Origin of the sequence: Pseudomonas sp. TMW22080 (assembly GCF_022496745.1) — a bacterium.
GTDB lineage: Bacteria > Pseudomonadota > Gammaproteobacteria > Pseudomonadales > Pseudomonadaceae > Aquipseudomonas > Aquipseudomonas bubulae.
Genome location: NZ_SCFF01000004.1, coordinates 542,920 through 569,534, shown reverse-complemented (window position 1 = coordinate 569,534; position 26,615 = coordinate 542,920). Strand labels below are relative to the sequence as shown.

Here is a 26,615-nt window from a genome sequence, read left to right as displayed (position 1 = left end):
TATAAATAGAGAACCTGCCATGCACCACATTGAGTCAGTCACCCTGGATGAACTGGAGTGCTGGCACTTCCAGCATGGCCAGGCCCAACTGCTGGTCGCCAAACAGGGCGCGCAGGTTCTCAGTTATCAGGTAGGTGATGAGCCGCCGATCATCTGGCTCAACGAAAAAGCCCAATTCAAGCAAGGCCATGGCATCCGCACGGGCGTGCCGGTGTGCTGGCCCTGGTTTGGCAACCTGGCACTCAACCCGCAAAGCGTGCAGGCCATGCGCCACAGCGATGAACCCGCCACGGCCCACGGCCTGGTACGTACGCGCGAATGGGAAGTGCTGGAGATCGATGACGCCGGTGAGGCGCTGCATATAGCGCTGGGCTTGCCCCACATCGAAGGCGGCCTGCCCGGCTGGCCCCACGACGTGGCGCTGACCCTGAACATCCGCCTCGACAGCCAACTGCATATCAGCCTCACCAGCCATAACCGCAGCAGCATCCCGGTGAGCATCAGCCAGGCCCTGCACAGTTACTTTGCGGTCAGCGACGTGCGCAAGGTTGAGGTCAAAGGAGTCGACGGCCTGACCTACATCGACACACTCGACGACTGGAAACGTGTTGCGCAAGCGGGCGATTTGACCTTCAGCGGCGAAACCGATCGTATCTACCTCGATACCCCGCAGCAGTTGAGCATCGTCGACCCGGACTGGTCGCGCACGCTCGAGCTGACCAGCCGCGGCTCGCGCTCGGCGGTAATCTGGAATCCCTGGATCGACAAGACCGCCACGCTCGGCGATATGGCCGCAGATGGCTGGCAACGCATGCTGTGCATCGAAACCGCCAATGTGATGGATGACATCATCACATTGGCACCGGGCGCCAGCCATACGCTGGGTGTGAGTATTGGCAGTGAGCGCCTGAAAACCTGATACAAACAAAACCTGTGGGAGCGAGCAGGCTCGCTCCCACAATTGGTCTGATCCCTACAAGTCTTCCTCAACCACTACCCGCACCTTGCTCGCATCCAGCGCATAGGCCGCATCGGCCAGGTCATTGCTGACCTTCTCGACCTTCAGCGAGCCCATCACCCACAACGGCGTGTAGATGTCATCCAGCTTCAAGCCTTTTGGATAGCGCACCAACACCAACTGATTGGGCGGCGGAGGCGGCACATGAATGCAGGCGCCCGGGTACGGCACCAGGAAAAACAGCGTGCTGCGACCCTTGGCGTCTGTTTCCAGAGGCACGGGGTAGCCACCCAAACGGATATTTTTGCCGTTCATGCTGGCCACTGTCTTGCTGGAGTACATCACCGCGGGCAGGCCCTTGCTCTGCTTCAAACCACCCTTGTCGGTAAACGTACCATTGGCCTCGGGCGAGTCATGGTCAATTTCGGGCATTTGCTCAAGGGCTATTTGATCCGACTTGGGCATCAGTTCAAGCCAGTCGGTTTCGGGCAACTCTGCCGCATGTGCCAGGCCTGAACCCAGCAAAAGAAAAGTCAGTAGAAGACGGCGCATGCAAGGCTCGATAAAAGAAGGATTGAACGCGCGCAGTTTAACCCTCTCTGCGGCTGGCGCAGAGAGAGCCAAAGCGTTTAATCAGGACTTTTTCGACACCAGGCCGTAGATCACCAGCAAGATCACGGCACCCACCACGGCACCTATAAAGCCGGCACCCTCGCCTGCCTTGTAGATACCAATCGCCTGACCACCATAGGTAGCCGCCAGCGAACCGCCGATACCCAGCAGGATGGTCATGATCCAGCCCATGCTGTCGTCACCCGGTTTCAGGAAACGAGCCAGCAGGCCAACGATCAAGCCGATAAAAATGGTTCCGATGATGCCCATGGACGCTCCCTCAAAATTAAATGGCGTTACAACCAAAGCCTAGTCAGCACTTTGGCATCACGCCATCAGAGAGCAGCGACAACCCAATGGTTCCGTACAAAGCGATTTACGCTTCGTCGATCAGGGCTTCAACCTTGAGGATTTGCGCTTGCAACGTCGCCATGTCAGCGCAGCGCAGGTTGGCGTGACCGACTTTGCGGCCGACCTTGAACGCCTTGCCATAGTGATGCAGATGGCAATCAGCAATCGCAATCACCTTCTCAACCGGCGGCACGCTGCCGATGAAGTTGAGCATGGCGCTTTCACCCACTTTGGCTGTCGAACCCAGCGGCAGGCCGGCGATGGCGCGCAAGTGGTTTTCGAACTGGCTGCACTCGGCACCTTCGGTGGTCCAATGCCCGGAGTTATGGACACGCGGGGCGATTTCGTTGGCCTTGAGGCCACCGTCGACTTCAAAGAATTCGAATGCCATCACCCCAACGTAATCCAGCTGCTTGAGCACACGGCTGGAGTAGTCTTCAGCCAGGGCTTGCAACGGGTGATCGGTACTGGCAACCGACAGCTTGAGAATGCCGCTGTCGTGAGTGTTGTGTACCAATGGGTAGAACTTCGTTTCGCCATCACGGCCGCGTACGGCAATCAGCGACACTTCGCCGGTGAACGGCACAAACCCTTCCAGCAGGCACGCCACACTGCCCAGTTCAGCAAACGTATCCACGACATCGGCAGGGGTGCGCAGCACTTTCTGGCCCTTGCCGTCATAACCCAGGGTGCGGGTCTTGAGCACGGCAGGCAGGCCAATGGTGGCCACTGCTGCGTCCAGATCAGCCTGGGACTGGATGTCGGCAAATGCCGGCGTCGGAATGCCCAGATCCTTGAACATGCTCTTTTCGAACCAGCGATCGCGGGCAATGCGCAACGCTTCGGCGCTCGGGTATACCGGGACGAATTGCGACAGGAAAGCCACGGTTTCAGCGGGAACGCTTTCGAACTCGAACGTCACCAGGTCGACTTCGTCAGCCAACTGGCGCAAATGGTCCGGGTCGCTGTAGTCCGCACGCAGGTGTTCACCCAGCGAGGCGGCACAGGCATCAGGAGCCGGATCCAGGAAAGCGAAGTTCATCCCCAGCGGAGTGCCCGCCAGAGCCAGCATGCGGCCCAATTGACCGCCACCGATTACACCGATTTTCATCGTCAGAAACCTCAGGCTACGCGCGGGTCTGGATTGTCCAGCACGCTGTCTGTCTGTTCAGCACGGAATGCTTTCAAAACGGTATGGAACTGCGGATGCTTGGCGCCCAGGATGCTCGCCGACAACAGGGCAGCGTTGATCGCGCCCGCTTTGCCGATGGCCAGGGTTGCAACCGGGATGCCCGCCGGCATTTGCACGATCGACAGCAGCGAGTCTACGCCCGACAGCATGGCCGACTGGACCGGTACACCGAGTACTGGCAAATGGGTTTTGGCTGCACACATGCCTGGCAGGTGGGCTGCGCCACCGGCACCCGCGATGATGACCTCGATCCCGCGGCCTTCGGCCTCTTCGGCATACTGGAACAGCAGATCCGGAGTGCGGTGGGCAGAGACCACTTTCACTTCGTAAGGAATGCCGAGTTTTTCCAGCATATCGGCGGTGTGGCTGAGGGTGGACCAATCGGACTTGGAGCCCATGATCACGCCTACCAGTGCACTCATCGTCGCGCCTCTTCTCTTGGGCGCCCGCAGGCGCGTCAAAAAACAACAAGCCACGTGGAGGATCCGACGTGGCTTGTTATAGGAATTAAGGCCGGTCAAGCCAGCCGAAGGCCGCGCAGTATACCCCAAACATGTGCCTTGAAAGCACCTTTGACGACCATCTGTCATGCACATCGGATAATCCTGAATCCCCCGGTTTTATTGACCTGCAGGTCAACGCACTCCTCCTCGGCTACGGCCTCTGATCATCGGGTGCCACGCCTACATCGCACAGAGATAGAAACGACATAACTCGACGAATTCCAGCCACGGCGAAGCCTGGAATTAACGTCTTCACTTAAATTCAAACCGGTAACAGCAAAAACGTAAACAGTCCTGCAAGGATTGCAGGCTCCTTATTAAAAGGATATTTCCCATGCAACCGATCACACTTTATATTTTTATCCACAACGATGTCCCGCACCGCGCCATCAACACATTGGGGCGTGCATACTTCAAAGAGTTTACCGACGAAATCACGGCAATTACAAAACGATCTTTTATATTCAAGGACATACGTAACGTGCAGGGCATGACTGACTTCAACTATAAAAGTCAGTCCATAGACGATGTTCTTCATCGATGGGAATTGGCGGCCATCCGATACAAAAACCAACACGGGCTAAAGTGGGGTAAAACCGAACGCTACATTCTGGTTACGCACTCCCCGCTCAACGAAACCACCCTGGGCTGCGCTTACCCCGGACAACCCGCCGTCATTGCCAGCCTTAAACACTATCAAGTGATCGCCCATGAAGTAGGCCACAGTTTCAATGCATCCCACAACAATGCAGCACTCGGCCACAATCCATGGGGAAGCGTGTGTGAAACGTTCATGTTTCCCAACGCTTCAACTTTTCGAAGTAATTGTTACCGTTTCACGCCGGAAAACAGAGATAACATAAGAGCGTTCTTAAGTGATGCCCCCTAAGACCGGAGTCTCTAACAGACTTGTCAGTCATCACCTGAATGAAGGGCTAAAAATGCGACCGATCAATATATATACATTTGTTCATGACACTGTTCTTCAGAAAAACGATCGCCACCTAAAATATTTATTTTTCGATATTTTTACGCCCCAGCTATCAAAGATGACTGGCCGTTCGGTTAACGTTGTATTTCTGCGGAATATTCCCGACATCACAAATTTTGACTACCTGTCCTTCTCAGATAACCGTCTGGATATTGATCCAGTTATTGAAGCGCTGAGCACGGCCATTAAAGCCGTCTTTGCTGCATACATGGCTGAACATCGGCGGGCCGGAAAACCTGCCGATTTATACCTGATCCTGATTGATGGACTCCTCATGCCCTCGTTGGGGGTGGAGGGCCTGGCTATTCCAGAGGCCAACATCGCAATCGCCACAACACTTGGACGAACGGTGGTGGCCCATGAAATAGGGCACTGCCTCGGCGCTACCCATGAGGATGTTGCCTTGTATCGTGAGCCCGAACGTAATGATCCTTCTCACTGTGCAACCTTTATGGCAACGGGCCGCGAGGAGGGTGCTTGCTCTATCTTCAGCTTTAGCAGTGAAAATTACGCCAACATAAAGCAGCACCTAAAAAAAGCCCCTTAAAACCCGTAACAAAAAACCCATTCACTCCGGTTGAGTTCCACTTTCCAGCTTGCGCCACAACAACCGTACGTTGGCCTTGCGTACCAGGGCACACCGGTACAGGCGAATCTCCAGCGGCACATGCCATTGCGGGCCACCGCACACCACCAGCTCGCCCCGCGCCAGCTCGGCACGCACGCTCAAATGCGGCACCCAGGCGATGCCCAACCCTTCGAGCGCCATGCTTTTAAGGCTGTCGGCCATCGCGGTCTCATAAATAGTGGTAAAGCGCAGGCTGCGCTGGCGTAGCAGCAAATTCACCGAGCGGCCCAAAAATGCGCCAGCGCTATAGGCCAGCAATGGCACGCTGACATCGCCTTCCAGATCGAAAAGCGGCTTGCCGTCGGCATCGGCAGCACATACCGGGAGCATTTCGGTATTACCCAGGTGCAAGGACGGGAAAATTTCAGGATCCATCTGCAAGGCCGCATCCGGATCGTAAAAAGCCAGCATCAAATCGCAGCCACCTTCGCGCAAAGCATGCACCGCGTCTCCGACGTTAGTCGCAACCAGTCGTGTCGCGATGTTCAGCCCTTCATTGCGCAACTGGGCGATCCAGCGCGGGAAAAAACCCAGGGCCAGGGAGTGAGCGGCAGCCACTTGCATGACCTCACCCTGCCCGCCTTCGAGGTGATGAAGGTGACGCAGCACCTCACCCAACTGTTCGACGACCGTACGTGCGGTAACCAAAAACAGCTGACCGGCCGCAGTCAACTCCACCGGGGTGCGGGAACGATTCACCAAGGTCAGCCCAAGCGCCGCTTCAAGGCTGCGAATTCGCCGACTAAAGGCCGGCTGAGTGACGAAACGGCGCTCTGCTGCCTGGGAAAAACTGCGGGTAGCAGCCAGGGCACTGAAGTCCTCTAACCATTTACTTTCGAGATTCATCGAGTCCTCCCGGACGCGCACCAAAATGGGTCACACGCTCGACGCGCCTGCCGCGTCACGTCGCTATTATGCCGTTTATGCATAGGTTAGTGTTTAAAGGCATTGGCCCAAAATAGTCTGCAGGCCTAGGATTCGCAGCGTTCCGGCCCAGACCGGGTTCATATCGAGATGATTTCTATCATGTCCTCCGCTGCATCTTTCCGTACCGAAAAAGACCTGCTTGGCGTACTCGAAGTACCCGCTCAAGCGTATTACGGCATCCAGACCCTGCGAGCGGTGAACAACTTCCGTCTCTCCGGCGTTCCGATCTCGCATTACCCGAAGCTGGTTGTGGGCCTGGCCATGGTTAAACAAGCCGCTGCTGACGCCAACCGCGAGTTGGGTCATCTGAGCGACGCCAAGCACGCTGCCATCAGCGAAGCGTGTGCACGTCTGATCCGCGGCGATTTCCACGAAGAGTTCGTGGTGGACATGATTCAAGGCGGCGCTGGCACTTCAACCAACATGAATGCCAACGAAGTGATCGCCAACATCGCGCTGGAGGCCATGGGCCATCAGAAAGGCGAATACCAATACCTGCACCCGAACAACGACGTCAACATGGCGCAGTCGACCAACGACGCCTACCCGACGGCCATTCGTCTGGGCTTGTTGTTGGGTCACGACGCGCTGCTGGCCAGCCTCGACAGCCTGATCCAGTCGTTTGCAGCCAAAGGCGCCGAGTTCAGCCACGTCCTGAAAATGGGCCGTACCCAGCTGCAAGACGCCGTGCCAATGACCCTGGGTCAAGAGTTCCGCGCTTTCGCCACTACATTGAGTGAAGACCTGGCTCGCCTGAAAACCCTGGCACCAGAGCTGCTGACTGAAGTGAACCTGGGTGGCACCGCCATCGGTACCGGCATCAACGCCGACCCGCGTTACCAGATGCTGGCCGTGAACCGCCTGGCCACCATCAGCGGTCACCCGCTGGTACCGGCGGCCGACCTGATCGAAGCCACCTCCGACATGGGCGCCTTCGTACTGTTCTCCGGCATGCTCAAGCGTACCGCGGTCAAGCTGTCGAAGATCTGCAACGACTTGCGCCTGCTGTCCAGCGGCCCACGTACCGGCATCAACGAAATCAACCTGCCAGCACGTCAGCCAGGCAGTTCGATCATGCCAGGCAAGGTCAACCCGGTTATCCCGGAAGCCGTGAACCAAGTGGCATTCCAGATCATCGGTAACGACCTGGCCCTGACCATCGCTGCCGAAGGTGGCCAGCTGCAACTGAACGTTATGGAGCCGCTGATCGCGTTCAAGATCTTCGACTCGATTCGTCTGCTGCAACGCGCCATGGACATGCTGCGCGAACACTGCATCACCGGCATCACGGCCAACGAAGCGCGCTGCCGTGAACTGGTCGAGCACTCGATTGGTCTGGTGACTGCACTTAACCCGTACATCGGTTATGAAAACGCCACCCGTATCGCCCGTATCGCTCTTGAAAGCGGCCGCGGCGTACTGGAACTGGTGCGCGAAGAAGGCTTGCTCGACGACGCCATGCTCGACGACATCCTGCGCCCGGAAAACATGATTGCTCCGCGTCTGGTGCCACTCAAGGCCTGATGCTGTAACACGCTCAACGCTCACCAGGTCGAGGGACTAGACACCTCTCACCTTTTGAGGGCTTGCAGATACGTCTGCAGGCCCTTTTTTTTGGCCCTGGGATTTTGAAACCCCTCCCCCCTCTCCCAGAGGGAGAGAAGACTAAAGGCAAAAGCAGATCAGATTAACGCCACAAATCGAGCCCTTTGACCCTCAGGGAGAGGGCTGGGGTGAGGGCAATTTGACAATAAACAAAGCCATATCGGACAACTCACACATGAAAATTCAGTCACTTATGCAGACGCTTCCTGCGCTCCTAGGTATAGTGCCGCCCCTCTTCCTGTGCCCGGCCCCAGCACCAGCGGCCATCGTCAGCACGGAAACAGCATCGTAAACCAAGCAGCAACATGGCCAGGGTCACACTGATCGCCTACGTTTATGCCTTGCTCAAGCAGGTGTAACGCGATATTTCGATCCGGCCGTGTTGCCATCAGATAAAAACAGCGAGGAATAATCCATGCTTGAAGTCATCAATGACTTCCTCTCAGGGAAAGTGCTAATCGTGCTCATGGTCGGGCTCGGTGGCTACTTCACGATCCGCTCGCGTTTCGTTCAGTTTCGTTACTTTCTGCACATGTTTTCGGTTTTCAAGGACAGCCTGCGCAGCAGCGCCGGTGAGCTGAGCTCATTTCAGGCATTGATGCTGAGCCTGGCCGGCCGTGTCGGCGCGGGCAACATTGCCGGCGTCGGTATTGCCGTTACCCTGGGTGGCCCCGGTGCCGTGTTCTGGATGTGGGTGACCGCCCTGGTCGGCATGTCCAGCAGCCTGATCGAATGCTCCCTGGGCCAGCTGTACAAGCGTCGTGATTCGGAAGGCCAACTGCGCGGCGGCCCGTCCTTCTATATGAAGTACGGCCTGGGCAAAGTGTGGATGGGCAAACTGATGGCCGTGCTGTTGCTGATCACCTTCGGTTTTGCCTTCATGGGCCTGCAAGCCCATGCCGTGACCCACTCGCTGCAAGACGCCTTCGGCTTCAAGGTCAACTACTCGGGGCTGGCTATCGCCATCCTGCTGGGCCTGGTGTTTATCGGCGGGATCAAGCGTATCGCTTCGGTGGCCGACCTGCTGGTACCGGTCAAGACCCTGGCCTATATTGCGGTCACCCTGTATGTGATCGTACTGCAGTTCGACCACGTACCCGCCATGCTGGGCCATATCGTCAAGAGCGCCTTCGGCCTGGACCCTGTGTTCGGTGGCCTGATCGGCAGCGCAATCGTGATGGGCGTCAAACGTGGCGTCTTCGCCAACGAAGCCGGTCTGGGCAGCGCCCCGAACGTGGCTGCCGTGGCCGATGTTGAGCACCCGATCGCCCAAGGCGTGGTGCAGGCATTCAGCGTATTCCTCGACACCTTTGTGATCTGCACCTGTACGGCTTTGCTGATTCTGTTGTCGGGCTTCTACACCCCAGGTTTTGAAGGCGACGGCATTGCCCTGACCCAGAACTCCCTGGCAGCCGTGGTCGGCGAATGGGGTCGTGTCTTTATCAGCGTGGCCCTGGCGCTGTTCGTATTCACCTCGATGCTCTACAACTACTACCTGGGCGAGAACAACCTGCGCTTTTTGGTTGGAGAGAGCCGCAAAGCACTGATGGGTTATCGCGCACTGGTACTGGTGCTGATCTTTTGGGGGTCGATCGAAAACCTGCAAACGGTTTTCGCTTTCGCCGACATTGCCATGACCATGCTCGCCTTCGTTAACCTGGTTGCGCTGGCGATGCTGTTCAAGATCTGCATGCGCGTGCTCAAGGACTACGATGACCAGCGCCGCGCGGGGATCAAGACACCTGTCTTCGATTCCAGTAAATTCCCGGATCTGGATCTCGATCTAAAGGCCTGGCCGCCAAAGCCGGCCGCCCAGGTCGACGAAACAAAACGCTGATACTTGACGCGGCGGTTCTCCAGAACCGCCGCGTTTTTGCTTATGGAGACTCAATAATGACCGCAGCCACTCATCACACCTGCCAACACGTCATGGTGCTCTACACCGGCGGCACCATCGGCATGCAGGCCAGCGCCAGCGGTCTGGCACCAGCCTCGGGTTTTGAGGCACGCATGCGCGAGCACCTGGCCAGCCAACCGCAGCTGCAAGTACCGCAATGGGCCTTTCGCGAAATGAGCCCGCTGATCGACAGCGCCAACATGACGCCTGCCTACTGGCTACGCCTGCGCAGCGCGATCATCGAAGCGGTCGAGCAGGATGGCTGCGATGCTGTACTGGTCCTACATGGCACTGACACGCTGGCCTACAGCGCTGCGGCGATGTGCTTTCAACTGCTGGGCTTGCCTGCACCGGTACTCTTCACCGGCTCCATGCTGCCAGCGGGCGTACCTGACAGCGATGCCTGGGAAAACATCAGCGGTGCCTTGCAGGCGCTGGGCCAGGGCCAGCCTAACGGCGTGCAGTTGTACTTCCACGGCAAGCTGATGGCTCCAACTCGCTGCGCCAAAGTGCGCAGCTTTGGCCGTAACCCGTTTGTGACGCTGACACGCAACGGCGGCGGGACCAGGGCCAGCACCCTCCCGGCAGAACTGGCCTACAGCTACCCCAAACACCAGGCCAGCGTAGGCGTGCTGCCACTGGTGCCAGGGATTGGCGCCGCCCAGCTCGATGCCTTGCTCAACAGCGGGATCGAAGCCCTGGTACTGGAGTGTTTCGGCAGTGGCACCGGCCCTGGCGACAACCCGGACTTTCTCGCCAGTCTGCAACGGGCACAGGAAAATGGCATTGTGATCGTGGCCATTACCCAATGCCATGAAGGCGGTGTAGAACTGGACGTGTACGAAGCTGGCAGCCGCTTGCGTGAGGCGGGTGTGCTGTCAGGTGGCGGAATGACCCGCGAGGCCGTGTTCGGCAAACTGCATGCCTTGCTTGGCGCTGACCTGCCGCTGGCCGAGGTGCGCCGCCTGATCGAACTGGATGTGTGCGGGGAGCTGGCCTAAAAGCCCATAACCCGGCCTATGTAGCCGCTCTAGCAGGCTGTGATGGACTGTGCACCAGACCCGCCTTGATTGAAGGTCCTGCGGCCCTTATCGCAGCCTGCGGCAGCGGCTACAGGTTCGGTGTACATCCCCCGGCACACAACTTGCTCGCTTCCTGCACCTCCCAGGCAGGAAACGAGCATGCTCCACTCCCATCTCACAACGCTCAACGCCGTATCCCTGGTGCTCAGCACCTTCAACGCAGAAGGCTTGCCCAGCGAGATGCTGCTGGCCGGCAGCGGCATTCGGGCGGCGGACCTGAGCCGTGCAGACACTCGCATCACCACCAATCAGGAAATGCGCGTGTGCGCCAATGCCGTGGCTCTGCGCCGCGAAATCGGCCTTGAACTAGGGCGACGCATGCATGTGTCGTCCTACGGCATACTCGGTTACGCCCTACTCACCAGTGCCACCTTAGGTGACGCATTGCGTCTAGCTTTACGCTACCCGGCGCTGCTGGGAACACTTTTTGAGCTGAGCCTGGAGGTCGAGGGCGAACAGGTCCGGTTCTGTGCCAATGGCTATGCCGAGAGCCCGCAAATGGCGGTGTTCAATACCGAGCTATGCCTGGTTTCGCTCAAGGTTATATGCGAAGACTTGCTAGGCCAATCGCTGCCGCTATTGGGTGCACGCTTTATCCACAGCGCACCCGACTACCACGCCAGCTACGGGCAAAGCTTCGATTGCCCGCGTCAGTTCGATGCCGACAGCAATGCTTTCGCCTTCGCCAAGCGATGGCTCGACCAGCCTTTGCCACTGGCCGATGCGGTGACCCATCAAGCGATGGCCGAGCGTTGCCGCAAACAGAATCTGGAGTTCACCGGGAGACAAACCTGGCTGGAACGCATCCGCCAGTTGCTGGCCGCACAACTGCATGCAGCCCCCGGCCTCGAAGGGCTGGCCGAGCACATGAACTGCTCGCCGCGCACCCTGCGCCGCCACTTGCACGATATGGGTTGCAGCTACCAGACGCTGCTCGATGACCTGCGTTTTGAGCGCGCCAAGCTGCTGCTCAACGAAACCGAATGGCCCATTTACAAGATTGCCGAGACCCTGGGTTTCAGTGAAACCGCGAGCTTCCGCCATGCCTTCGTGCGCTGGAGCGGGGTTGCACCCAGCCAGTTCCGGGCCTGATTCAGAGGGGATGGGCAGGGGCCAATTACGGTCAACCATTTTGGCCACATACATCTCCTTTTGGCCGCTCCTGCCGTTCTCTCAAACCCCCGGCGCCGCAAGACTGTAGCCAACCGCTCATGCCCTGGGAGAACAAGACAATGCTGACGATCTATTCGGACGATCACCACCTGCATCATGGCCGTTGTGAGTTGATGGACGGGCAACTGTTGCCCTGCTTTGAAATGCCATCACGGGCCGACCATATTTTGCAACGTGTACAAACCCGTGAACTCGGCCCAGTGAGCGCCCCGCAAGACTTCGGCCGCGGGCCTATCGAGCGGATTCACAGTGCGGCCTACCTGGACTTTTTCCAGGGTGCCTGGGACCGCTGGGCCCAACATGGCCGCGACGGTGACTTGCTGCCTTATACCTGGCCTGCCCGTACTTTACGTGCCGTTCTGCCCACCAGCCTGCATGGCCAGCTTGGGTATTACAGCTTCGACGGCGGAGCGCCGATTACTGCGGGCACATGGCAAGCGGCTTACAGTGCAGCGCAAGTAGCCCTGACTGCCCAAGCCGAAATTCAAAACGGCGCCCACAGTGCTTTCGCACTTTGCCGGCCACCGGGGCATCACGCCGCCAGCGACTTGATGGGCGGTTACTGCTACCTGAATAACGCCGCCATAGCAGCCCAGGCCTTTCTCGATCAAGGCCACAGCAAGGTGGCTATCCTCGACGTTGATTACCATCACGGTAATGGTACGCAGTCGATTTTCTATGAACGTAACGACGTGCTGTTTACCTCGATTCACGGCCATCCTGAGGCCGAGTTTCCGTTCTTTTTAGGGTATGAAGATGAACTGGGCGAAGGGCCCGGGGAAGGCTTTAACTTCAACTACCCGCTGGCTGCGGGTTCGGCCTGGGATCGCTGGAGCGCGGCGCTGGAATTGGCCTGCGCTGAAATCGAGCGCTATGACGCTGGCGTAATCGTGGTTTCTCTGGGTGTGGATACATTCAAGAACGATCCAATCTCCCAATTCAAACTCGACAGCCCGGACTACCTGCGCATGGGTGAGCGTATTGCGCGGCTGGGCAAACCGACACTATTTGTGATGGAAGGTGGTTACGCCGTAGAGGAAATCGGCGTGAATGCGGTGAATGTGCTGGAGGGGTTTGAAAGCGCACAATGATCAAGCCCTTCCTGTGGGAGCGGGCTTGCTCGCAATTCAGCCGGTGCGGTCTGTCTGAATTAATGCGGTGCCCCCCTCGCGAGCAAGCCCGCTCCCACAGGTTCAACGGCTGCCATTCCACACCTTGCCCAGGCGCTCCAGCGCCGCTTTGATCTCCACTTCGGGTACCGCTGCAAACCCCAGCACCAATCCCGCGCGGTTATCCACAGGCTCACTCGAATCCTGCAACCAATAACTGCTCAGCCCGTTGATCTCCACGTCCACTGCCCGGGCCTGCGCCAGCAGTTGCTGCTCACGCGCCAAACTCGCCACCGGCACCGCCACATGCAAGCCCGCCGCGATACCCGGCATGGCCCCAACCTCCGCCAACCCCTGTGGCCAGTTGGCCAGCAACACATCACGGCGACTCAAAGCCGCGCGACGCATCCGCCGTATATGCCGCTGAAAATGCCCCGCCGCCATAAACTCGGCCATCACCGCCTGAGTGCCGACCTCCGAATGGCGCATATCCAGCGAGCGCCGGCGGGCAAACGGCTCGATCAGCCCCTTGGGCAGCACCAGATACCCCAGGCGCAACGCCGGAAACGCCACCTTGCCGAAGGTACCGACATAAATCACCCGCCCGCTGCGGTCCAGTGCTGCCAGCGGGGCCAGCGGCGCACCGCTATAGCGGTACTCGCCATCGTAGTCGTCTTCGACAATCCAGCCCTCTGTACGCTCGGCCCAGGCCAGCAGTTCCAGGCGCCGGGCCAGGCTCATGGTGACCCCGCTGGGGTATTGATGGGAGGGCGTGACATAGGCCAGCCGGCAGTTGCTCAAATGCGCCAGCGCCGAACAGTCCATACCGTCCTGATCCACCGCCACGCCCTGCACATTCGCCCCGGCAATCGCAAAGGCATAGGCAGCTGCGCGATAGCCGGGGTTTTCCACAGCCACCCCTTCGCCCGGCTCCACCAGCAGCTGTGCACAAAGGCTAATTCCTTGCTGCGCGCCACTGGTGATCAAAATTTGCTCAGCCGTACACGATAAACCTCGTGAAGTACGCAAATAAGCCGCAATCAATGCACGCAGACGCTCATCACCTGCAGGATCGCCGTAGCACAGGTGCTGCAACTCCGGCTTACGCCAAAAAGCCGCCTGCAGCTTGCTCCATACCTCGAAAGGGAATAAGTCGAACGCCGGAACACCCACCCGAAATGCGCGGGGAACACCACTGGGTGGCAGGTCCAATGCATGGGTTGCAACCCTGCTCAGAGCCGTGCTGTGGATAACTTTACTGGATGTAATTACAGGTATTTCAGGCTGTTTTGTGGATAACCCTGGGGATAAGCCTGTTGAAAAGCCTGTGGATAAGTTGGTGGACAACTTTTTTAGCGGCAGGGCTTTTTCTGGCAATTTGGCCACATAGGTACCGTCCCCAACTCTCCCCTCAATAAATCCTTCGGCATACAACTGGTCATAGGCCCGCATCACACTATTGCGGGAAATCCCCAAGGCACCGGCCATGTCACGGCTGGCGGGCAAGCGCGAGCCGCCATTCAAACGACCATCCAGCACACGTTGGCGCAATGCCAGATACAGCTGGCGGCTCAGACCCTTTTTGGGATCAAGCTCGATCCCGGCGGGGTTGAAGGCGATGGAAAGAACTGAATCCTTCATGGATTGGACCTATGAAATTGACCATTAATGGCTCTTACAACCAACCAATAGCCTGCCTAGGATAAAGCCAATCGCCAAGGATAATTTCCATGTACGTACCCCGCGCCTTCGCCGTAGACGACATTAAAATCCTGCACCAGCAGATGCAGGCCTCCCCCCTGCCCGTGCTGGTCACACATGCCAGCCAGGGCCTGCTCGCCAGTCATGTGCCTATGCTGTTGAACCCCGACGAAGGCCCGTGCGGCACATTGTACGGGCACCTGGCCCGGGCCAATCCACACTGGCAGGACCTGGCCCAAGGCACGGAAGCACTGGTGATCTTTGCCGGCGAACAGGCCTATATCAGCCCGACCTTTTACCCAGGCAAGGCCGACCACGGAAAAGCCGTACCCACCTGGAATTACCTGGCCGTACACGCTTATGGCATGGCCGAGGTGTTCGATGATGCCGAACGTTTGCTGGCACTGGTCAGCCGCCTGAGCGACAGGCAGGAAGCCAATCGCCCCGCGCCCTGGGCTGTCAGCGACGCCCCCGCCGACTATGTCGACAGCATGCTCAAGGCCATTGTGGGCTTTCGCCTGCCTATCACCCGCCTGCAAGGCAAACGCAAACTCAGCCAGAACCGCGACGCCCGCGACCAGGCTGGTGTACGCCAGGGCCTGCTGGCCAACCCCAACCCGCAAGACCACGCACTCGCTCATTTAATGGTTAAGGAATAACTGAAAATGGCTCAAATCCAGATCAAACCTGCCACCGCCACCGATCGCGAACAGTGGCTACCACTTTGGCAAGCTTACTTGCGCTTCTACAAAACCGAGCTGTCCGACGAAATCAGCCAATCCACCTGGGCGCGTTTTCTCGACCCGGCAGAACGGACCACCCTGGCCCTGGCCTGGCAAGACGACAAAGCGGTGGGCATGGTGCAGTGCGTTTATCACCGCACCAACTGGAGCATCAAAGACGCCTGCTATCTTCAAGACCTGTTTGTCAGTCCCGATGTGCGCGGCAAGGGGGTGGGTCGTCAGTTAATCGAGCATGTATACGCAGCCGCCCGCGCCAAGGACTGCTGCAAAGTGCATTGGCTCACCCAGGAAACCAACGCCACGGCTATTCAGTTGTATGAGCGCATTGGCGAGCGCCCCGGCTTTATTCAGTTTCGCAAAACCTTGTCATAAATAAGGAACGCGCAATGCCCGACTCTCTAGAACGTTGGCTGGCGGCTAAAACCCCGGATACCCGCACCCTCGAAGGGCGATTCATTCGTCTGGAAAAGCTCGACCCCGAACGTCATGGCGATGAACTATGGCTAGCCTTACAAGGGCCGCAGGCCGATCCCAAGCTGTGGGACTACCTGCCCTACGGTCCATTTAACGAGCGTCCGACCTTTGACGCTTGGCTGCAAAAGCATGCAGATAGCCGTGATCCACATTTCTATGCCGTTATCGACAAGCCCAGCGGTGAGGCACAAGGCTTGCTTAGCCTGATGTGCATCGTCCCGGAGCACGGGCGTATCGAGATCGGCCACGTCGCCTTTGGCGCACCCATGCAACGCTCACCGAAAAGCACGGAGGCGGTCTACCTGCTCGCCAAGGAAGCCTTCGCCCTGGGCAACCGGCGTCTGGAATGGAAGTGCAACAACGATAACGCAAGATCAAAGCGTACTGCAGTACGATTGGGGTACACATACGAAGGCGTTTTCCGCCAGCATATGGTGGTTAAAGGTAAAAACCGTGATACCACGTGGTACAGCATTATTAGTACGGAATGGCCCCCACTAGCGGCAGGTTTCGAAAAATGGCTGGCATTGGATAACCAACCAGAAAGCGGCCAAATAAAGACCCTGGAAGAATGCAGAGCCACAGTTGTATAAAATTTGATCAATACGCCCAGCAAGGACTGCTGGGCGTTTTTGTGCTTGGAATAAACACATTTGCGCTACGCGACCGCTTGATACCCCTGTTGCACAGGGAGAAGCGCAAACACTCGTAGCAGCGCGATGCACCTGAAACACCATGGCTCAGCGACCTATGTCTAACGCCTCGTACGGGCACACCACACCTCGCCCTACTTGCTAGGCGCTACAGGCGCTTTTCCAGCCTTGTCGTCGCCAGACTCCTTGAATCGAACCTGCGAAAAAGCCTCAATTCAAGAGCAAAAAAAAGGGGAGCACATGCCCCCCCGAGGTTTAAAGCGTTTACATCAAAGACAGTATCAGGCTTCGATTTCGATCAGAATTTCACCCGGATTAACGCGATCGCCCTTGATTACATGGATGGTGACGATTTTGCCTGCGATGCCGGCCTGGACTTCAGTTTCCATTTTCATCGCTTCGGTGATCAGTACCGACTGACCCGCCTTGACCACATCGCCTACAGCGACCAGTACATCAACGATGTTGCCTGGCATTGCCGTGCTCACATGGCCTGGCTCGCTGGCCTGCTTGCGCTTGCTTGAGGTGCCACCAACAAATTCGTTGAGGGGTTCGAACACCACCTCTTCCGGCATGCCATCGATGGACAGGTAGAAGTGACGCTTGCCTTCAGCCTTGACGCCCACACCGGTGATGTCAACGCGATAGCTCTCACCGTGCACGTCGATCACGAACTCGGTCGGCACGCCCTCACCGCTCGCCTTGGTGACACCGCCAGCCTCAGGGATAGGCAGCAGCACTTCTGGGGTCAGAGTGCCTGCAGCGCGCTCCTCAAGGAACTTGCGACCGATATCCGGGAACATGGCGAAGGTCAGTACGTCTTCTTCCGACTGGGCCAGGGCACCAATTTCAGCACGCAGCTTGACCATTTCGGGCTTTAGCAGGTCCGCAGGGCGTACGTCGATCAGCTCTTCGTTGCCAATGGCCTGACGACGCAGTTGCTCGTTGACCACGCCCGGCGCCTTGCCGTAGCCGCCTTGCAGGTAGAGCTTCACTTCGTTGGTGATGGTTTTGTAACGCTCACCCGCCAATACGTTGAAGAATGCCTGAGTACCCACAATTTGCGACGTCGGTGTTACCAGCGGCGGGTAACCGAGGTCTTCACGCACACGCGGGATTTCGGCCAGCACTTCGCTCATGCGGTTCAGCGCACCCTGCTCTTTGAGCTGGTTGGCAAGGTTGGAAATCATCCCGCCCGGCACCTGGTTAACCTGAACACGGGTATCAACAGCGGTGAATTCGCTTTCAAACTGGTGATACTTCTTACGCACTGCGTAGAAGTACATACCAATTTCCTGCAGCAGCGACAGATCGAGACCGGTGTCGTATTCACTGCCTTTGAGCGCGGCAACCATCGACTCGGTGCCCGGGTGGCTGGTGCCCCACGCAAAGCTGGAGATCGCGGTATCAATGTGGTCTGCGCCATTCTCGATAGCCTTGAGCTGGCACATGGCAGCCAGACCGGCGGTGTCATGGGAGTGAATAAAGATCGGCAGAGTGATTTCGGCTTTCAGCGCCTTGACCAGTTCGCCCGTGGCGTACGGCGTCAGCAGGCCAGCCATGTCTTTGATGGCGACCGAGTCGCAGCCCATGGCTTCCATCTGCTTGGCCTGCGCCACAAACGCCTCGGTGGTATGTACCGGACTGGTGGTATAGGCGATGGTGCCCTGGGCATGCTTGCCGGCAGCTTTGACCGCCTCGATGGCCACACGCAGGTTACGCACGTCGTTCATGGCGTCGAAGATGCGGAACACGTCGATACCGTTGACTGCTGCTTTGGCGACGAAGGCTTTGACCACGTCGTCGCTGTAATGGCGATAGCCCAGCAGGTTCTGGCCGCGCAGCAACATTTGCAGACGCGTGTTGGGCAAGGCGGCACGCAGTTGGCGCAGACGCTCCCACGGATCTTCCTTGAGGAAACGCACGCAGGCATCAAAGGTCGCGCCGCCCCAGACTTCAAGCGACCAGTAGCCGACTTTGTCGAGCTTGTCGCAGATCGGCAGCATGTCTTCAGTGCGCATGCGGGTGGCCAGCAGCGACTGGTGGGCGTCACGCAGGATGGTGTCAGTTACGAAAATCTTCTTGCTCATTATTCTTTTCCTCACAGGCCTGCGTGGGCGGCGATGGCGGCAGCGATGGCCAGGGCCAACTCTTCGGGTTTGCGCTTGATCGAATAGTTGGTCAGCTCAGGGTGGCTTTCTACGAAGCTGGTGTTGAACTGACCACTACGGAATTCCGGGTTACGCAGGATTTCCTGGTAATACGCGGCGGTGGTTTTGACCCCTTGCAGACGCATGTCGTCGAGGGCGCGCAAACCACGGTCCATCGCTTCTTCCCAGGTCAGGGCCCACACCACCAGTTTCAGACACATGGAGTCGTAATACGGCGGGATGGTATAGCCGGTGTAGATCGCCGTGTCGGTACGTACACCGGGGCCGCCGGGCGCGTAGTAACGGGTGATCTTGCCGAAACTGGGCAGGAAGTTGTTTTTCGGGTCTTCGGCGTTGATCCGGAACTGCAGGGCAAAGCCGCGATGCTGCACGTCTTCCTGCTTGATCGAGAGCGGCAGGCCAGAGGCGATACGAATCTGTTCACGAACAATGTCGATGCCGGTAATTTCTTCGGTGATGGTGTGCTCCACCTGCACCCGAGTGTTCATCTCCATGAAGTACACCTCGCCCTCGGCGAGCAGGAACTCCACGGTACCGGCGTTCTCGTAACCCACGGCCTTGGCTGCGCGCACAGACAGGTCGCCGATATAGGCACGCTGTTCCGGGGTCAGCTGCGGGCTCGGGGCGATTTCGATCAGCTTTTGGTTGCGACGCTGGATCGAGCAGTCGCGCTCAAACAGATGCACCACGTTGCCAAAGCTGTCGCCGAGAATTTGCGCCTCGATATGCTTGGGGTTGACGATGCATTTTTCGAGGAACACTTCGGCCGAACCAAAGGCCTTGGTCGCTTCCGAGATCACCCGCGGGAAGGCTTGCTCGAGTTCTTCACGGCTGTTGCAGCGACGAATGCCGCGACCGCCACCACCCGAGGTGGCCTTGAGCATCACCGGGTAGCCAATGCGTTCGCCTTCAATCAAGGCTTCGTGGATGTCGGCAACGTTGCCTTCAGTGCCCGGCGTGACCGGCACACCGGCCTTGATCATGCTGCGACGCGCTTCAGTCTTGTCGCCCATACGGCGAATGACTTCAGCGGCCGGACCGATGAACTTGATCCCGCGCTCGGCGCAGATATCAGCCAACTCAGCGTTTTCTGACAAAAAACCGTAACCGGGATGCAGAGCATCACAACCGGTTTCAACCGCCAGGTTCACCAGCTTGCGCGGATTCAAATAACCGGCCAGCGGGTCTTCGCCGATATTGTGTGCTTCGTCGGCGCGCTTGACGTGCAAGGCATGCCGATCAGCTTCGGAATAGACCGCTACAGAGCGAATCCCCATCTCGGCGCAGGCACGCACGATGCGGACGGCGATTTCTCCGCGGTTGGCGATCAGGATCTTTTTTATCACTTGGATTTTCCCTAAAGCCTATGGAACAAACGACCTGCTAGACCAGGTCGGCACGTGTCCAAATGTGTCTGAACCGTTGTGTCGTCACACTAGACCCACGCAGTGATAAACAAAAATCAATAATTCTTGGGTCGTGCATAAGTAACAACTTATAGTCAGATCACTTGTCGCTTCGGATAATTTTATAAAAATGCGTAAGTCATTGATGCGTATCACTTTTCGCCAATTACAGGTGTTTAACGAAGTCTGTGATTTGCGTTCTTACAGCCGCGCAGCAGAAGAAATGTCGCTGACGCAACCCGCCGTAAGTCTACAAATTCGTCAGCTTGAAGAGCTGGTTGGCCAACCATTGTTCGAGTACGTCGGCAAAAAGCTGTACATGACCGAAGCCGCTGAAGCGCTTCAGTTGGCCAGTCGGGATATTTTCGGCCGGCTGGAAAACCTCGACATGCAACTTTCCGACATGCTCGGGTCATTGCAAGGCCAGTTGAAACTGGCCGTAGAGTCGAGCGCGAAATATTTTGTGCCGCATCTGTTTGCGGCCTTCAAGCGCCAGCATCCGGAAGTCAATTTGCAACTGACGGTGGTCAACCGGGCGCAGGCCGTTCGTCGGCTGTCAGATAACCGCGATGATCTGGTGATCATGTCGATGGTGCCCCAGGACATGGGCCTGGAATTCTTGCCGTTTCTGAACAACCCGATTGTGGCCGTGGCTCCCGCTGATCATCCGTTGTGCAACCGGGGTCCGCTGCATTTGCAGGATCTGGAGCCTTATACCTTGCTGATGCGCGAGCAGGGTTCGGGCACGCGCATGGCGTGTGAGGAGTATTTCAAGGAAAAGCGCGTGCACTTCAATCAGACGCTGGAAGTGTCGTCCAACGAGTCGCAGCGCGAGTGCGCGGTAGCCGGGTTGGGCGTGGCGTTATTGACCCGCCACGCCGTCAGCCTGGAGCTGGCGACCGGCCTGCTGTGCGAACTGCCGGTCGAGGAGTTGCCGCTGTATCGCAGCTGGTGCGTGGTGCAGGCCAAGGCCAAGCGCCTGTCACCGGTGGCGCATGCATTTCTGGGGTTTATTCGCAGTGAGCGCCTGCAAATCAGCGCGTTGGTTGAGCGCTTCGACGGTCACTTGCCGACGCAGACTGCCAGTAGTTGATCGACCCCAGGTCAGGGTAATCAGAGGTTTCCAGACGCAGTTGGCGCTGGCTCGTATGGTCTTCAATCGCGCGACGGAAGGCCATGCGGCGCTGGTCTTCTTGCTGACGGCGGGTTTTGACGGCGCTATTGCGTTCTTCGTAAGGCTGAGCCATTTCGAGTCTCCCAAGGCGTGTACGGGAGCTTTACGATGCACCTTGTTTATGACGACTTGGCGAAGGTGGGATGACAGGGGGATGAACGCTGAATGTGAGCTCTGCGTGGGAGCGGGCTTGCTCGCGATTCAGGCGCTGCGGTGTGTCTGTCACACGGCGGCATTCCCTATCGCGAGCAAGCCCGCTCCCACAGAAGATGTTGTGCGCTTTTAATCTTCGTGGCTTTTCAGTGATTTAGGCGACAGGCGCAAGCTGCGCAGGCTGCGCTTGACGCTCTTGAGGTGGTTGACCAGGCTCGGGCCTCGGGCCATGGCAACACCCATTGCCAACACGTCAATCACTACCAGGTGGGCAATACGCGAGGTCAGCGGGGTATAGATTTCGGTGTCTTCATGCACATCGATCGCCAGATTGACGGTTGCCAGCTCCGCCAGCGGCGTCTGGCTCGGGCACAAGGTAATCAGGGTCGCGCCGCTTTCACGCACCAGGTTGGCGGTGATCAGCAAGTCTTTGGAACGGCCCGACTGGGAAATGCAGATCGCCACGTCGGTAGGCTTCAAGGTCACGGCCGACATCGCTTGCATATGCGGGTCGGAATAGGCCGCCGCGGTCAGCAACAGACGGAAAAACTTGTGCTGGGCATCCGCCGCAACCGCGCCCGAGGCACCAAACCCATAAAACTCGACACGTTGCGCTTGCGACATGGCCGTCACGGCACGCTGCAGCGCTATCGGATCGAGCTTCTCGCGCACGTCCATCAAGGTATGCAGCGTGGTGTCGAAAATTTTCAGGCTGTAGTCCGCTACCGAATCGTCTTCATGGATCGCGAACTGACCAAAACTGGCACCGGCCGCCAGGCTTTGCGCCAGCTTGAGCTTCAGGTCCTGAAACCCGGAACAGCCTATCGCCCGGCAAAAACGCACGATGGTCGGCTCGCTGATTCCGACACTGTGGGCAAGGTCGGCCATGGAACTGTGCATTACAGCCGCAGGATCAAGCAGCACGTGATCGGCGACCTTGAGTTCCGATTTACGTAACAGGTGGCGTGACTGGGCAATATGTTGCAGCAGGTTCAAAGGGCAGGACTCGGTCTGTAAGCGGCGGGCGCCGGGGATGTAGCAATCTTGTAGTTATACTACAAGAATTCGTTTTCTGCCCAGCCAATACGCCATCAACTATCCAGTTATCTCCCTTGATTCAAGCCGCCTGAGGGCCATGTAGCCCTTTTTGGCACTACAAAACCACTACACCGTTACGCAGTAAATCGCTGAATTGCACTGCGTTTATCGGACGACTGATCAAATAGCCCTGCACTTCGTCGCACTGGCGAGTCTTGAGAAATGCCAGCTGCGCCTCGTTTTCAACGCCTTCTGCCACCACTTTAAGGCCCAGACTGTGGGCCATGGCAATAATTGCGAGGGTGATGGCCTCGTCTTCGCTGCAACGACCCACGCCGTGAATAAACGTTTTATCGATTTTTACGTAATCCACCGCAAATCGCTTGAGGTAACTGAGCGATGAATAGCCGGTGCCAAAATCATCGATTGCCAGCTTCACCCCCAGTTCATGCAATTGCTGGAAGGTAGCGATGACGTATTCAACATTGTCGAGCAACTGGCTTTCTGTCAGTTCCAGTTCCAGGCAGTGCGGCGCCAGCCCGGTTTCTTCAAGTACCTGGCGCACCAGGCTGACCAGCTTGCCCTGGCGCAACTGATGCCCCGACAAGTTCACCGATACCCGTATTGGCGCCAGCCCTGCTCGTTGCCATTCACACGCTTGCCGGCAGGCTTCGCGCAGTACAAATTCACCGATGGCGCTGATCAGGCCGGTCTCTTCGGCAAGGACAATAAAGTTGCCTGGCGGCACATTACCCAGTTGCGGGTGATCCCAGCGCACCAACGCTTCGGCGGCGTGCAGACGCCCTGTGGCCAGGCACAGCTTGGGTTGATAGAACACGTTGAGCTGGCGTTCGCTAATGGCTTTGCGCAGTTGGTTTTCCAGCTGCAGCCGTTCAAGGGAGCTGCCATGCAGGCTGTCACTGTAGAACTGAAACCTGCCGCCGCCCAGGTGCTTGGCCTGCTGCATGGCCTTGTTGGCATGATGGACCAGGCTGGCAATATCGCGCGCGCTGTCGGGCAACATGCTGATGCCCATTGACACACTGATGACCAACTCATGGCCATCCACCACCAGCGGCCGACCGAGCTTGTCCAGCAGCCGGGTCGCGACCCGCGCCAGGCTGGTCAGGCTGTTATAGGCATCAAACAGCACTGCAAATTCATCACCCGACAGGCGCGCAATGGTGTCGGCCTCAGGCAAGGCCTTGGTGATGCGTTCGGCCATTTTTTGCAGCACATGGTCCGCCAGCTCATGCCCGAAATTGTCATTGAGCAATTTGAAACGATCGAGATTGATGTGCAGCAACGTCAGGTTGCACGAGCCCTGGCGTACACGCTGGCTAGCCTCCTCCAGGCGTTCCTTGAACAGAAGGCGGTTGGCCAGCCCGGTCAGCTCATCAAAACGGGTCAGGTGGCGCACCCGCGCTTCGCTCAAACGGCGTTGCTCGACCTCATAGGCAAGCTCGGTATTGAGTTGCTCACTACGGACATTGGCTTGCTGCAAATCTTCGCGCAAACCTTGATGCCGCAAGCGGCGCACCATGCGCCGTTGCCTGATCCGCTTGACCTGCCATCCCAGACCGCCCGCCAGCAGGAAAAAACCGATGCCTATGCCGAAAAAAACACCCGGCGAATTTAAACTCTGAACCATCGGCGAAATTCTTATCAGTAGATGAGCCAAAAAGTCGCCCGAGCATACACAAGCAATGCCCGTGACCAAACGCACAGGCGCTATTAAATGAATGAAATCAGCCAGGCACATTTATTGTCCGGCTTTTTGACCGCTCGGCCCAAGGCGGCCACGCAGCTAGCAATGAAACACCAACAGCCCCTAAAATGCCCCGATGCGCGATGATCTCTCTCTCTTGTTAAATTCTCTCAACGATGCCCAACGTCAGGCCGTCACGGCCAGTGTCGGGCGTCAGTTGGTCCTGGCCGGCGCTGGTTCCGGCAAAACCCGTGTGCTGGTGCACCGTATCGCCTGGCTGATCCAGGTCGAAAACGCGTCCCCGCACTCCGTGCTGTCGGTGACGTTCACCAACAAGGCCGCTGCCGAGATGCGCCACCGCATCGAGCAGTTGATGGGTATCAACCCGGCAGGCATGTGGGTCGGCACCTTCCACGGCCTGGCTCACCGTCTGCTGCGGGCTCACTGGCAAGAAGCCGGCCTTAGCCAGACATTCCAGATCCTCGACAGCGACGACCAGCAACGCCTGGTCAAGCGTGTGATCCGTGAGCTGGGGCTGGATGAACAGCGCTGGCCCGTACGTCAGGCCCAGTGGTTTATCAACGGTCAAAAAGACGAAGGCCTTCGCCCCAAACATATCCAGGCCAGCGGCGACTTGTTCCTGGCCACCATGCGCAATATTTACGAGGCCTATGAGGTCGCGTGCCAACGCGCCGGTGTGATCGATTTTTCCGAGCTGCTGCTGCGTGCCCTTGATTTGTGGCGCGACAACCCGGGCTTGCTGGCGCATTACCAGAAACGCTTCCGGCACATCCTGGTAGACGAATTCCAGGATACCAACGCCGTGCAATATGCCTGGCTGCGGTTGCTGGCCCAGGGCGGCGACAGCCTGATGGTGGTCGGTGATGACGACCAGTCGATCTACGGCTGGCGCGGCGCAAAAATCGAAAACATCTATCAGTACTCAACCGACTTCCCGGATGCCGAGACCATTCGTCTGGAGCAAAATTACCGCTCCACGGCGGGCATCCTCAAAGCGGCCAATGCCCTGATTGCCAACAACACCGGGCGCATGGGCAAAGAGCTGTGGACTGACGGCGGCGAAGGCGAAGCCATCAATCTGTACGCCGCGTTCAACGAACATGACGAAGCGCGCTACGTGGTCGAAACCATCGAAAGCGCTCTGAAAACCGGCATCGCCCATAGCGATATCGCCATCTTGTACCGTTCCAACGCCCAGTCGCGAGTGCTTGAAGAAGCCTTGCTGCGCGAGCGCATCCCTTACCGCATCTATGGTGGCCAGCGCTTCTTCGAACGCGCGGAAATCAAAAATGCCATGGCCTATATGCGCCTGCTCGAAGGTCGCGGCAATGATGCGGCGCTGGAGCGGGTGATTAACGTACCTGCCCGCGGCATTGGCGAAAAAACCGTCGAAGCCATTCGCGAACACGCACGTCACAGCGACGTGTCGATGTGGGAAGCAATGCGCCAGCTGATCGCCAATAAAGCCCTGCCGGGCCGTGCTTCGGGTGCCATTGCCGGCTTTATGGAACTGATCGAAAACCTCGCGGCAAAAGTCATGGACATGCCTCTGCATCTGATGACGCAAACCGTGATCGAGCAAAGCGGGCTGATTGCCTACCATCAGGCGGAAAAAGGCGAAAAAGGCCAGGCCCGGGTAGAAAACCTTGAGGAGCTGGTCAGCGCAGCACGCAACTTTGAGAACAATGACGAAGACGAAGAGCTGTCGCCATTGGCCGCCTTCCTCGGGCATGCCTCACTGGAGGCTGGCGATACCCAGGCCGAAGAGCATGAAGACGGTATTCAGCTGATGACGCTGCACAGCGCCAAAGGCCTGGAGTTCCCGTACGTGTTCCTGGTAGGCATGGAAGAAGGCCTGTTCCCGCACAAAATGAGCCTGGAAGAGCCCGGTCGCCTCGAAGAGGAACGACGCCTGGCCTACGTAGGCATTACCCGCGCCATGCAAAACCTGGTGATGACCTACGCAGAAACCCGACGCCTGTACGGCAGCGAAACCTACAATAAGGTTTCACGCTTCGTACGCGAAGTACCAAAGGGTCTGATCCAGGAAGTCCGACTATCCAACAGTGTCAGTCGTCCTTTCGGCGGCGGTCAAAAGCAGAGCGCCAGCACCCTGTTTGGTGGTTCGGAGATTCCCGAAACCGAATTCAAGCTCGGCCAGATGGTCAAGCATGCGGTCTTCGGCGAAGGCGTCATCCTCAATTTCGAGGGTGCAGGTGCCCAGGCACGGGTACAGGTCAACTTCAGCGAAGGCAGCAAATGGCTGATGATGGGCTACGCCAAACTTGAGGCGGTCTGACAGCAACCCGACAGCTTGGCGGGAATAAGGTAAGACAAACCGCTGT

Annotated in this window: 24 protein-coding genes; 13 read left to right on the top strand and 11 right to left on the bottom strand. The window is 57.8% G+C overall.

The genetic code is table 11. The features are described 5' to 3' along the window. Window positions 1-19 precede the first annotated feature (19 nt). Complete coding sequence (locus EQV96_RS16885; protein ID WP_095021421.1) at window positions 20-919, top strand: D-hexose-6-phosphate mutarotase; 900 nt, start codon at window positions 20-22, stop codon at window positions 917-919. Window positions 920-973: 54 nt separating this feature from the next. Here EQV96_RS16885 and EQV96_RS16880 read toward each other — a convergent pair whose 3' ends face one another. The 4 genes from EQV96_RS16880 to purE form a co-directional block, all read right to left on the bottom strand. Continuing rightward, window positions 974-1,510 (bottom strand): DUF3299 domain-containing protein, encoded by a 537-nt coding sequence (locus EQV96_RS16880; protein WP_094999529.1) that lies wholly within the window; start codon window positions 1,508-1,510, stop codon window positions 974-976. An 81-nt stretch (window positions 1,511-1,591) separates the two neighbouring features. Further along, complete coding sequence (locus EQV96_RS16875) at window positions 1,592-1,840, bottom strand: GlsB/YeaQ/YmgE family stress response membrane protein (RefSeq protein ID WP_016782939.1); 249 nt, start codon at window positions 1,838-1,840, stop codon at window positions 1,592-1,594. Window positions 1,841-1,946: 106 nt separating this feature from the next. Continuing rightward, entirely contained in the window at window positions 1,947-3,032 is a 1,086-nt protein-coding gene (locus EQV96_RS16870) for a 5-(carboxyamino)imidazole ribonucleotide synthase (RefSeq protein WP_094999530.1), read from the bottom strand. 11 nt (window positions 3,033-3,043) lie between these two features. Continuing rightward, the gene (gene purE / locus EQV96_RS16865; RefSeq protein ID WP_016782937.1) at window positions 3,044-3,535 is read right to left on the bottom strand and encodes a 5-(carboxyamino)imidazole ribonucleotide mutase; all 492 of its coding nucleotides are present in this window, start codon (window positions 3,533-3,535) and stop codon (window positions 3,044-3,046) included. A 415-nt stretch (window positions 3,536-3,950) separates the two neighbouring features. Between purE and EQV96_RS16860 the strand changes: the two genes are divergently transcribed. After that, window positions 3,951-4,505, top strand: a complete 555-nt coding sequence (locus tag EQV96_RS16860) for a hypothetical protein (protein ID WP_095031581.1) — start codon at window positions 3,951-3,953, stop codon at window positions 4,503-4,505. Between the two features lie 52 nt (window positions 4,506-4,557). After that, window positions 4,558-5,154 carry a hypothetical protein gene (locus tag EQV96_RS16855; RefSeq protein WP_095031580.1) on the top strand — a complete coding sequence of 199 codons (597 nt, stop codon included), beginning with the start codon at window positions 4,558-4,560 and terminating at the stop codon, window positions 5,152-5,154. Window positions 5,155-5,175: 21 nt separating this feature from the next. On the opposite strand, the gene EQV96_RS16850 is transcribed toward EQV96_RS16855, so the two are convergent. After that, window positions 5,176-6,081, bottom strand: coding sequence for a LysR substrate-binding domain-containing protein (locus EQV96_RS16850; protein WP_095017945.1), 906 nt, complete (start codon window positions 6,079-6,081; stop codon window positions 5,176-5,178). 180 nt (window positions 6,082-6,261) lie between these two features. On the opposite strand from EQV96_RS16850, the gene aspA reads away from it, so the two are divergent. The 5 genes from aspA (at window position 6,262) to EQV96_RS16825 (ending at window position 13,010) form a co-directional block, all read left to right on the top strand. Beyond that, a complete protein-coding gene (gene aspA, locus EQV96_RS16845) occupies window positions 6,262-7,686 on the top strand; it encodes an aspartate ammonia-lyase (RefSeq protein ID WP_094999533.1) in 1,425 nt (474 codons plus the stop codon). Window positions 7,687-8,182: 496 nt separating this feature from the next. Then, window positions 8,183-9,604, top strand: a complete 1,422-nt coding sequence (locus tag EQV96_RS16840; RefSeq protein WP_094999534.1) for an alanine/glycine:cation symporter family protein — start codon at window positions 8,183-8,185, stop codon at window positions 9,602-9,604. A gap of 56 nt (window positions 9,605-9,660) precedes the next feature. After that, complete coding sequence (locus EQV96_RS16835) at window positions 9,661-10,665, top strand: asparaginase (RefSeq protein WP_094999535.1); 1,005 nt, start codon at window positions 9,661-9,663, stop codon at window positions 10,663-10,665. 180 nt (window positions 10,666-10,845) lie between these two features. After that, window positions 10,846-11,838 (top strand): AraC family transcriptional regulator, encoded by a 993-nt coding sequence (locus tag EQV96_RS16830; RefSeq protein ID WP_094999536.1) that lies wholly within the window; start codon window positions 10,846-10,848, stop codon window positions 11,836-11,838. A 140-nt stretch (window positions 11,839-11,978) separates the two neighbouring features. Further along, window positions 11,979-13,010: a histone deacetylase family protein gene (locus tag EQV96_RS16825; RefSeq protein ID WP_095020581.1), complete on the top strand. Its 1,032-nt coding sequence runs from the start codon at window positions 11,979-11,981 to the stop codon at window positions 13,008-13,010. A 102-nt stretch (window positions 13,011-13,112) separates the two neighbouring features. Here the strand turns inward: EQV96_RS16825 and EQV96_RS16820 are convergent, their stop codons facing one another. Beyond that, entirely contained in the window at window positions 13,113-14,669 is a 1,557-nt protein-coding gene (locus EQV96_RS16820) for a PLP-dependent aminotransferase family protein (RefSeq protein WP_095020582.1), read from the bottom strand. A gap of 89 nt (window positions 14,670-14,758) precedes the next feature. On the opposite strand from EQV96_RS16820, the gene EQV96_RS16815 reads away from it, so the two are divergent. Genes EQV96_RS16815 through EQV96_RS16805 form a run of 3 tightly spaced genes read left to right on the top strand, consistent with a single transcriptional unit; the run spans window position 14,759 to window position 16,539 of the window. Continuing rightward, window positions 14,759-15,388, top strand: a complete 630-nt coding sequence (locus tag EQV96_RS16815) for an FMN-binding negative transcriptional regulator (protein WP_095023132.1) — start codon at window positions 14,759-14,761, stop codon at window positions 15,386-15,388. Between the two features lie 6 nt (window positions 15,389-15,394). Continuing rightward, window positions 15,395-15,844, top strand: a complete 450-nt coding sequence (locus EQV96_RS16810) for a GNAT family N-acetyltransferase (protein ID WP_240882201.1) — start codon at window positions 15,395-15,397, stop codon at window positions 15,842-15,844. Window positions 15,845-15,858: 14 nt separating this feature from the next. Continuing rightward, window positions 15,859-16,539 carry a GNAT family protein gene (locus EQV96_RS16805; protein WP_240882200.1) on the top strand — a complete coding sequence of 227 codons (681 nt, stop codon included), beginning with the start codon at window positions 15,859-15,861 and terminating at the stop codon, window positions 16,537-16,539. Between the two features lie 341 nt (window positions 16,540-16,880). On the opposite strand, the gene oadA is transcribed toward EQV96_RS16805, so the two are convergent. Together oadA and EQV96_RS16795 are read right to left on the bottom strand one after the other, a co-directional pair. After that, the gene (oadA, locus tag EQV96_RS16800; RefSeq protein WP_094999542.1) at window positions 16,881-18,689 is read right to left on the bottom strand and encodes a sodium-extruding oxaloacetate decarboxylase subunit alpha; all 1,809 of its coding nucleotides are present in this window, start codon (window positions 18,687-18,689) and stop codon (window positions 16,881-16,883) included. 11 nt (window positions 18,690-18,700) lie between these two features. Beyond that, the gene (locus EQV96_RS16795; RefSeq protein ID WP_016782925.1) at window positions 18,701-20,116 is read right to left on the bottom strand and encodes an acetyl-CoA carboxylase biotin carboxylase subunit; all 1,416 of its coding nucleotides are present in this window, start codon (window positions 20,114-20,116) and stop codon (window positions 18,701-18,703) included. 190 nt (window positions 20,117-20,306) lie between these two features. Between EQV96_RS16795 and EQV96_RS16790 the strand changes: the two genes are divergently transcribed. Beyond that, window positions 20,307-21,269, top strand: a complete 963-nt coding sequence (locus EQV96_RS16790; RefSeq protein WP_094999543.1) for a LysR family transcriptional regulator — start codon at window positions 20,307-20,309, stop codon at window positions 21,267-21,269. On the opposite strand, the gene EQV96_RS16785 is transcribed toward EQV96_RS16790, so the two are convergent. The 3 genes from EQV96_RS16785 to EQV96_RS16775 form a co-directional block, all read right to left on the bottom strand. Further along, window positions 21,211-21,423: a hypothetical protein gene (locus tag EQV96_RS16785; protein WP_094999544.1), complete on the bottom strand. Its 213-nt coding sequence runs from the start codon at window positions 21,421-21,423 to the stop codon at window positions 21,211-21,213. The two genes, EQV96_RS16790 and EQV96_RS16785, sit on opposite strands and share 59 nt — an antisense overlap. Before the next feature lie 209 nt (window positions 21,424-21,632). Beyond that, a complete protein-coding gene (gene hexR / locus EQV96_RS16780; protein WP_094999545.1) occupies window positions 21,633-22,499 on the bottom strand; it encodes a transcriptional regulator HexR in 867 nt (288 codons plus the stop codon). A gap of 157 nt (window positions 22,500-22,656) precedes the next feature. Next, window positions 22,657-24,192, bottom strand: coding sequence for an EAL domain-containing protein (locus tag EQV96_RS16775; protein WP_133144667.1), 1,536 nt, complete (start codon window positions 24,190-24,192; stop codon window positions 22,657-22,659). Between the two features lie 193 nt (window positions 24,193-24,385). Between EQV96_RS16775 and uvrD the strand changes: the two genes are divergently transcribed. After that, entirely contained in the window at window positions 24,386-26,569 is a 2,184-nt protein-coding gene (uvrD, locus tag EQV96_RS16770; protein WP_094999547.1) for a DNA helicase II, read from the top strand. The last annotated feature ends 46 nt before the right edge of the window (window positions 26,570-26,615 follow it).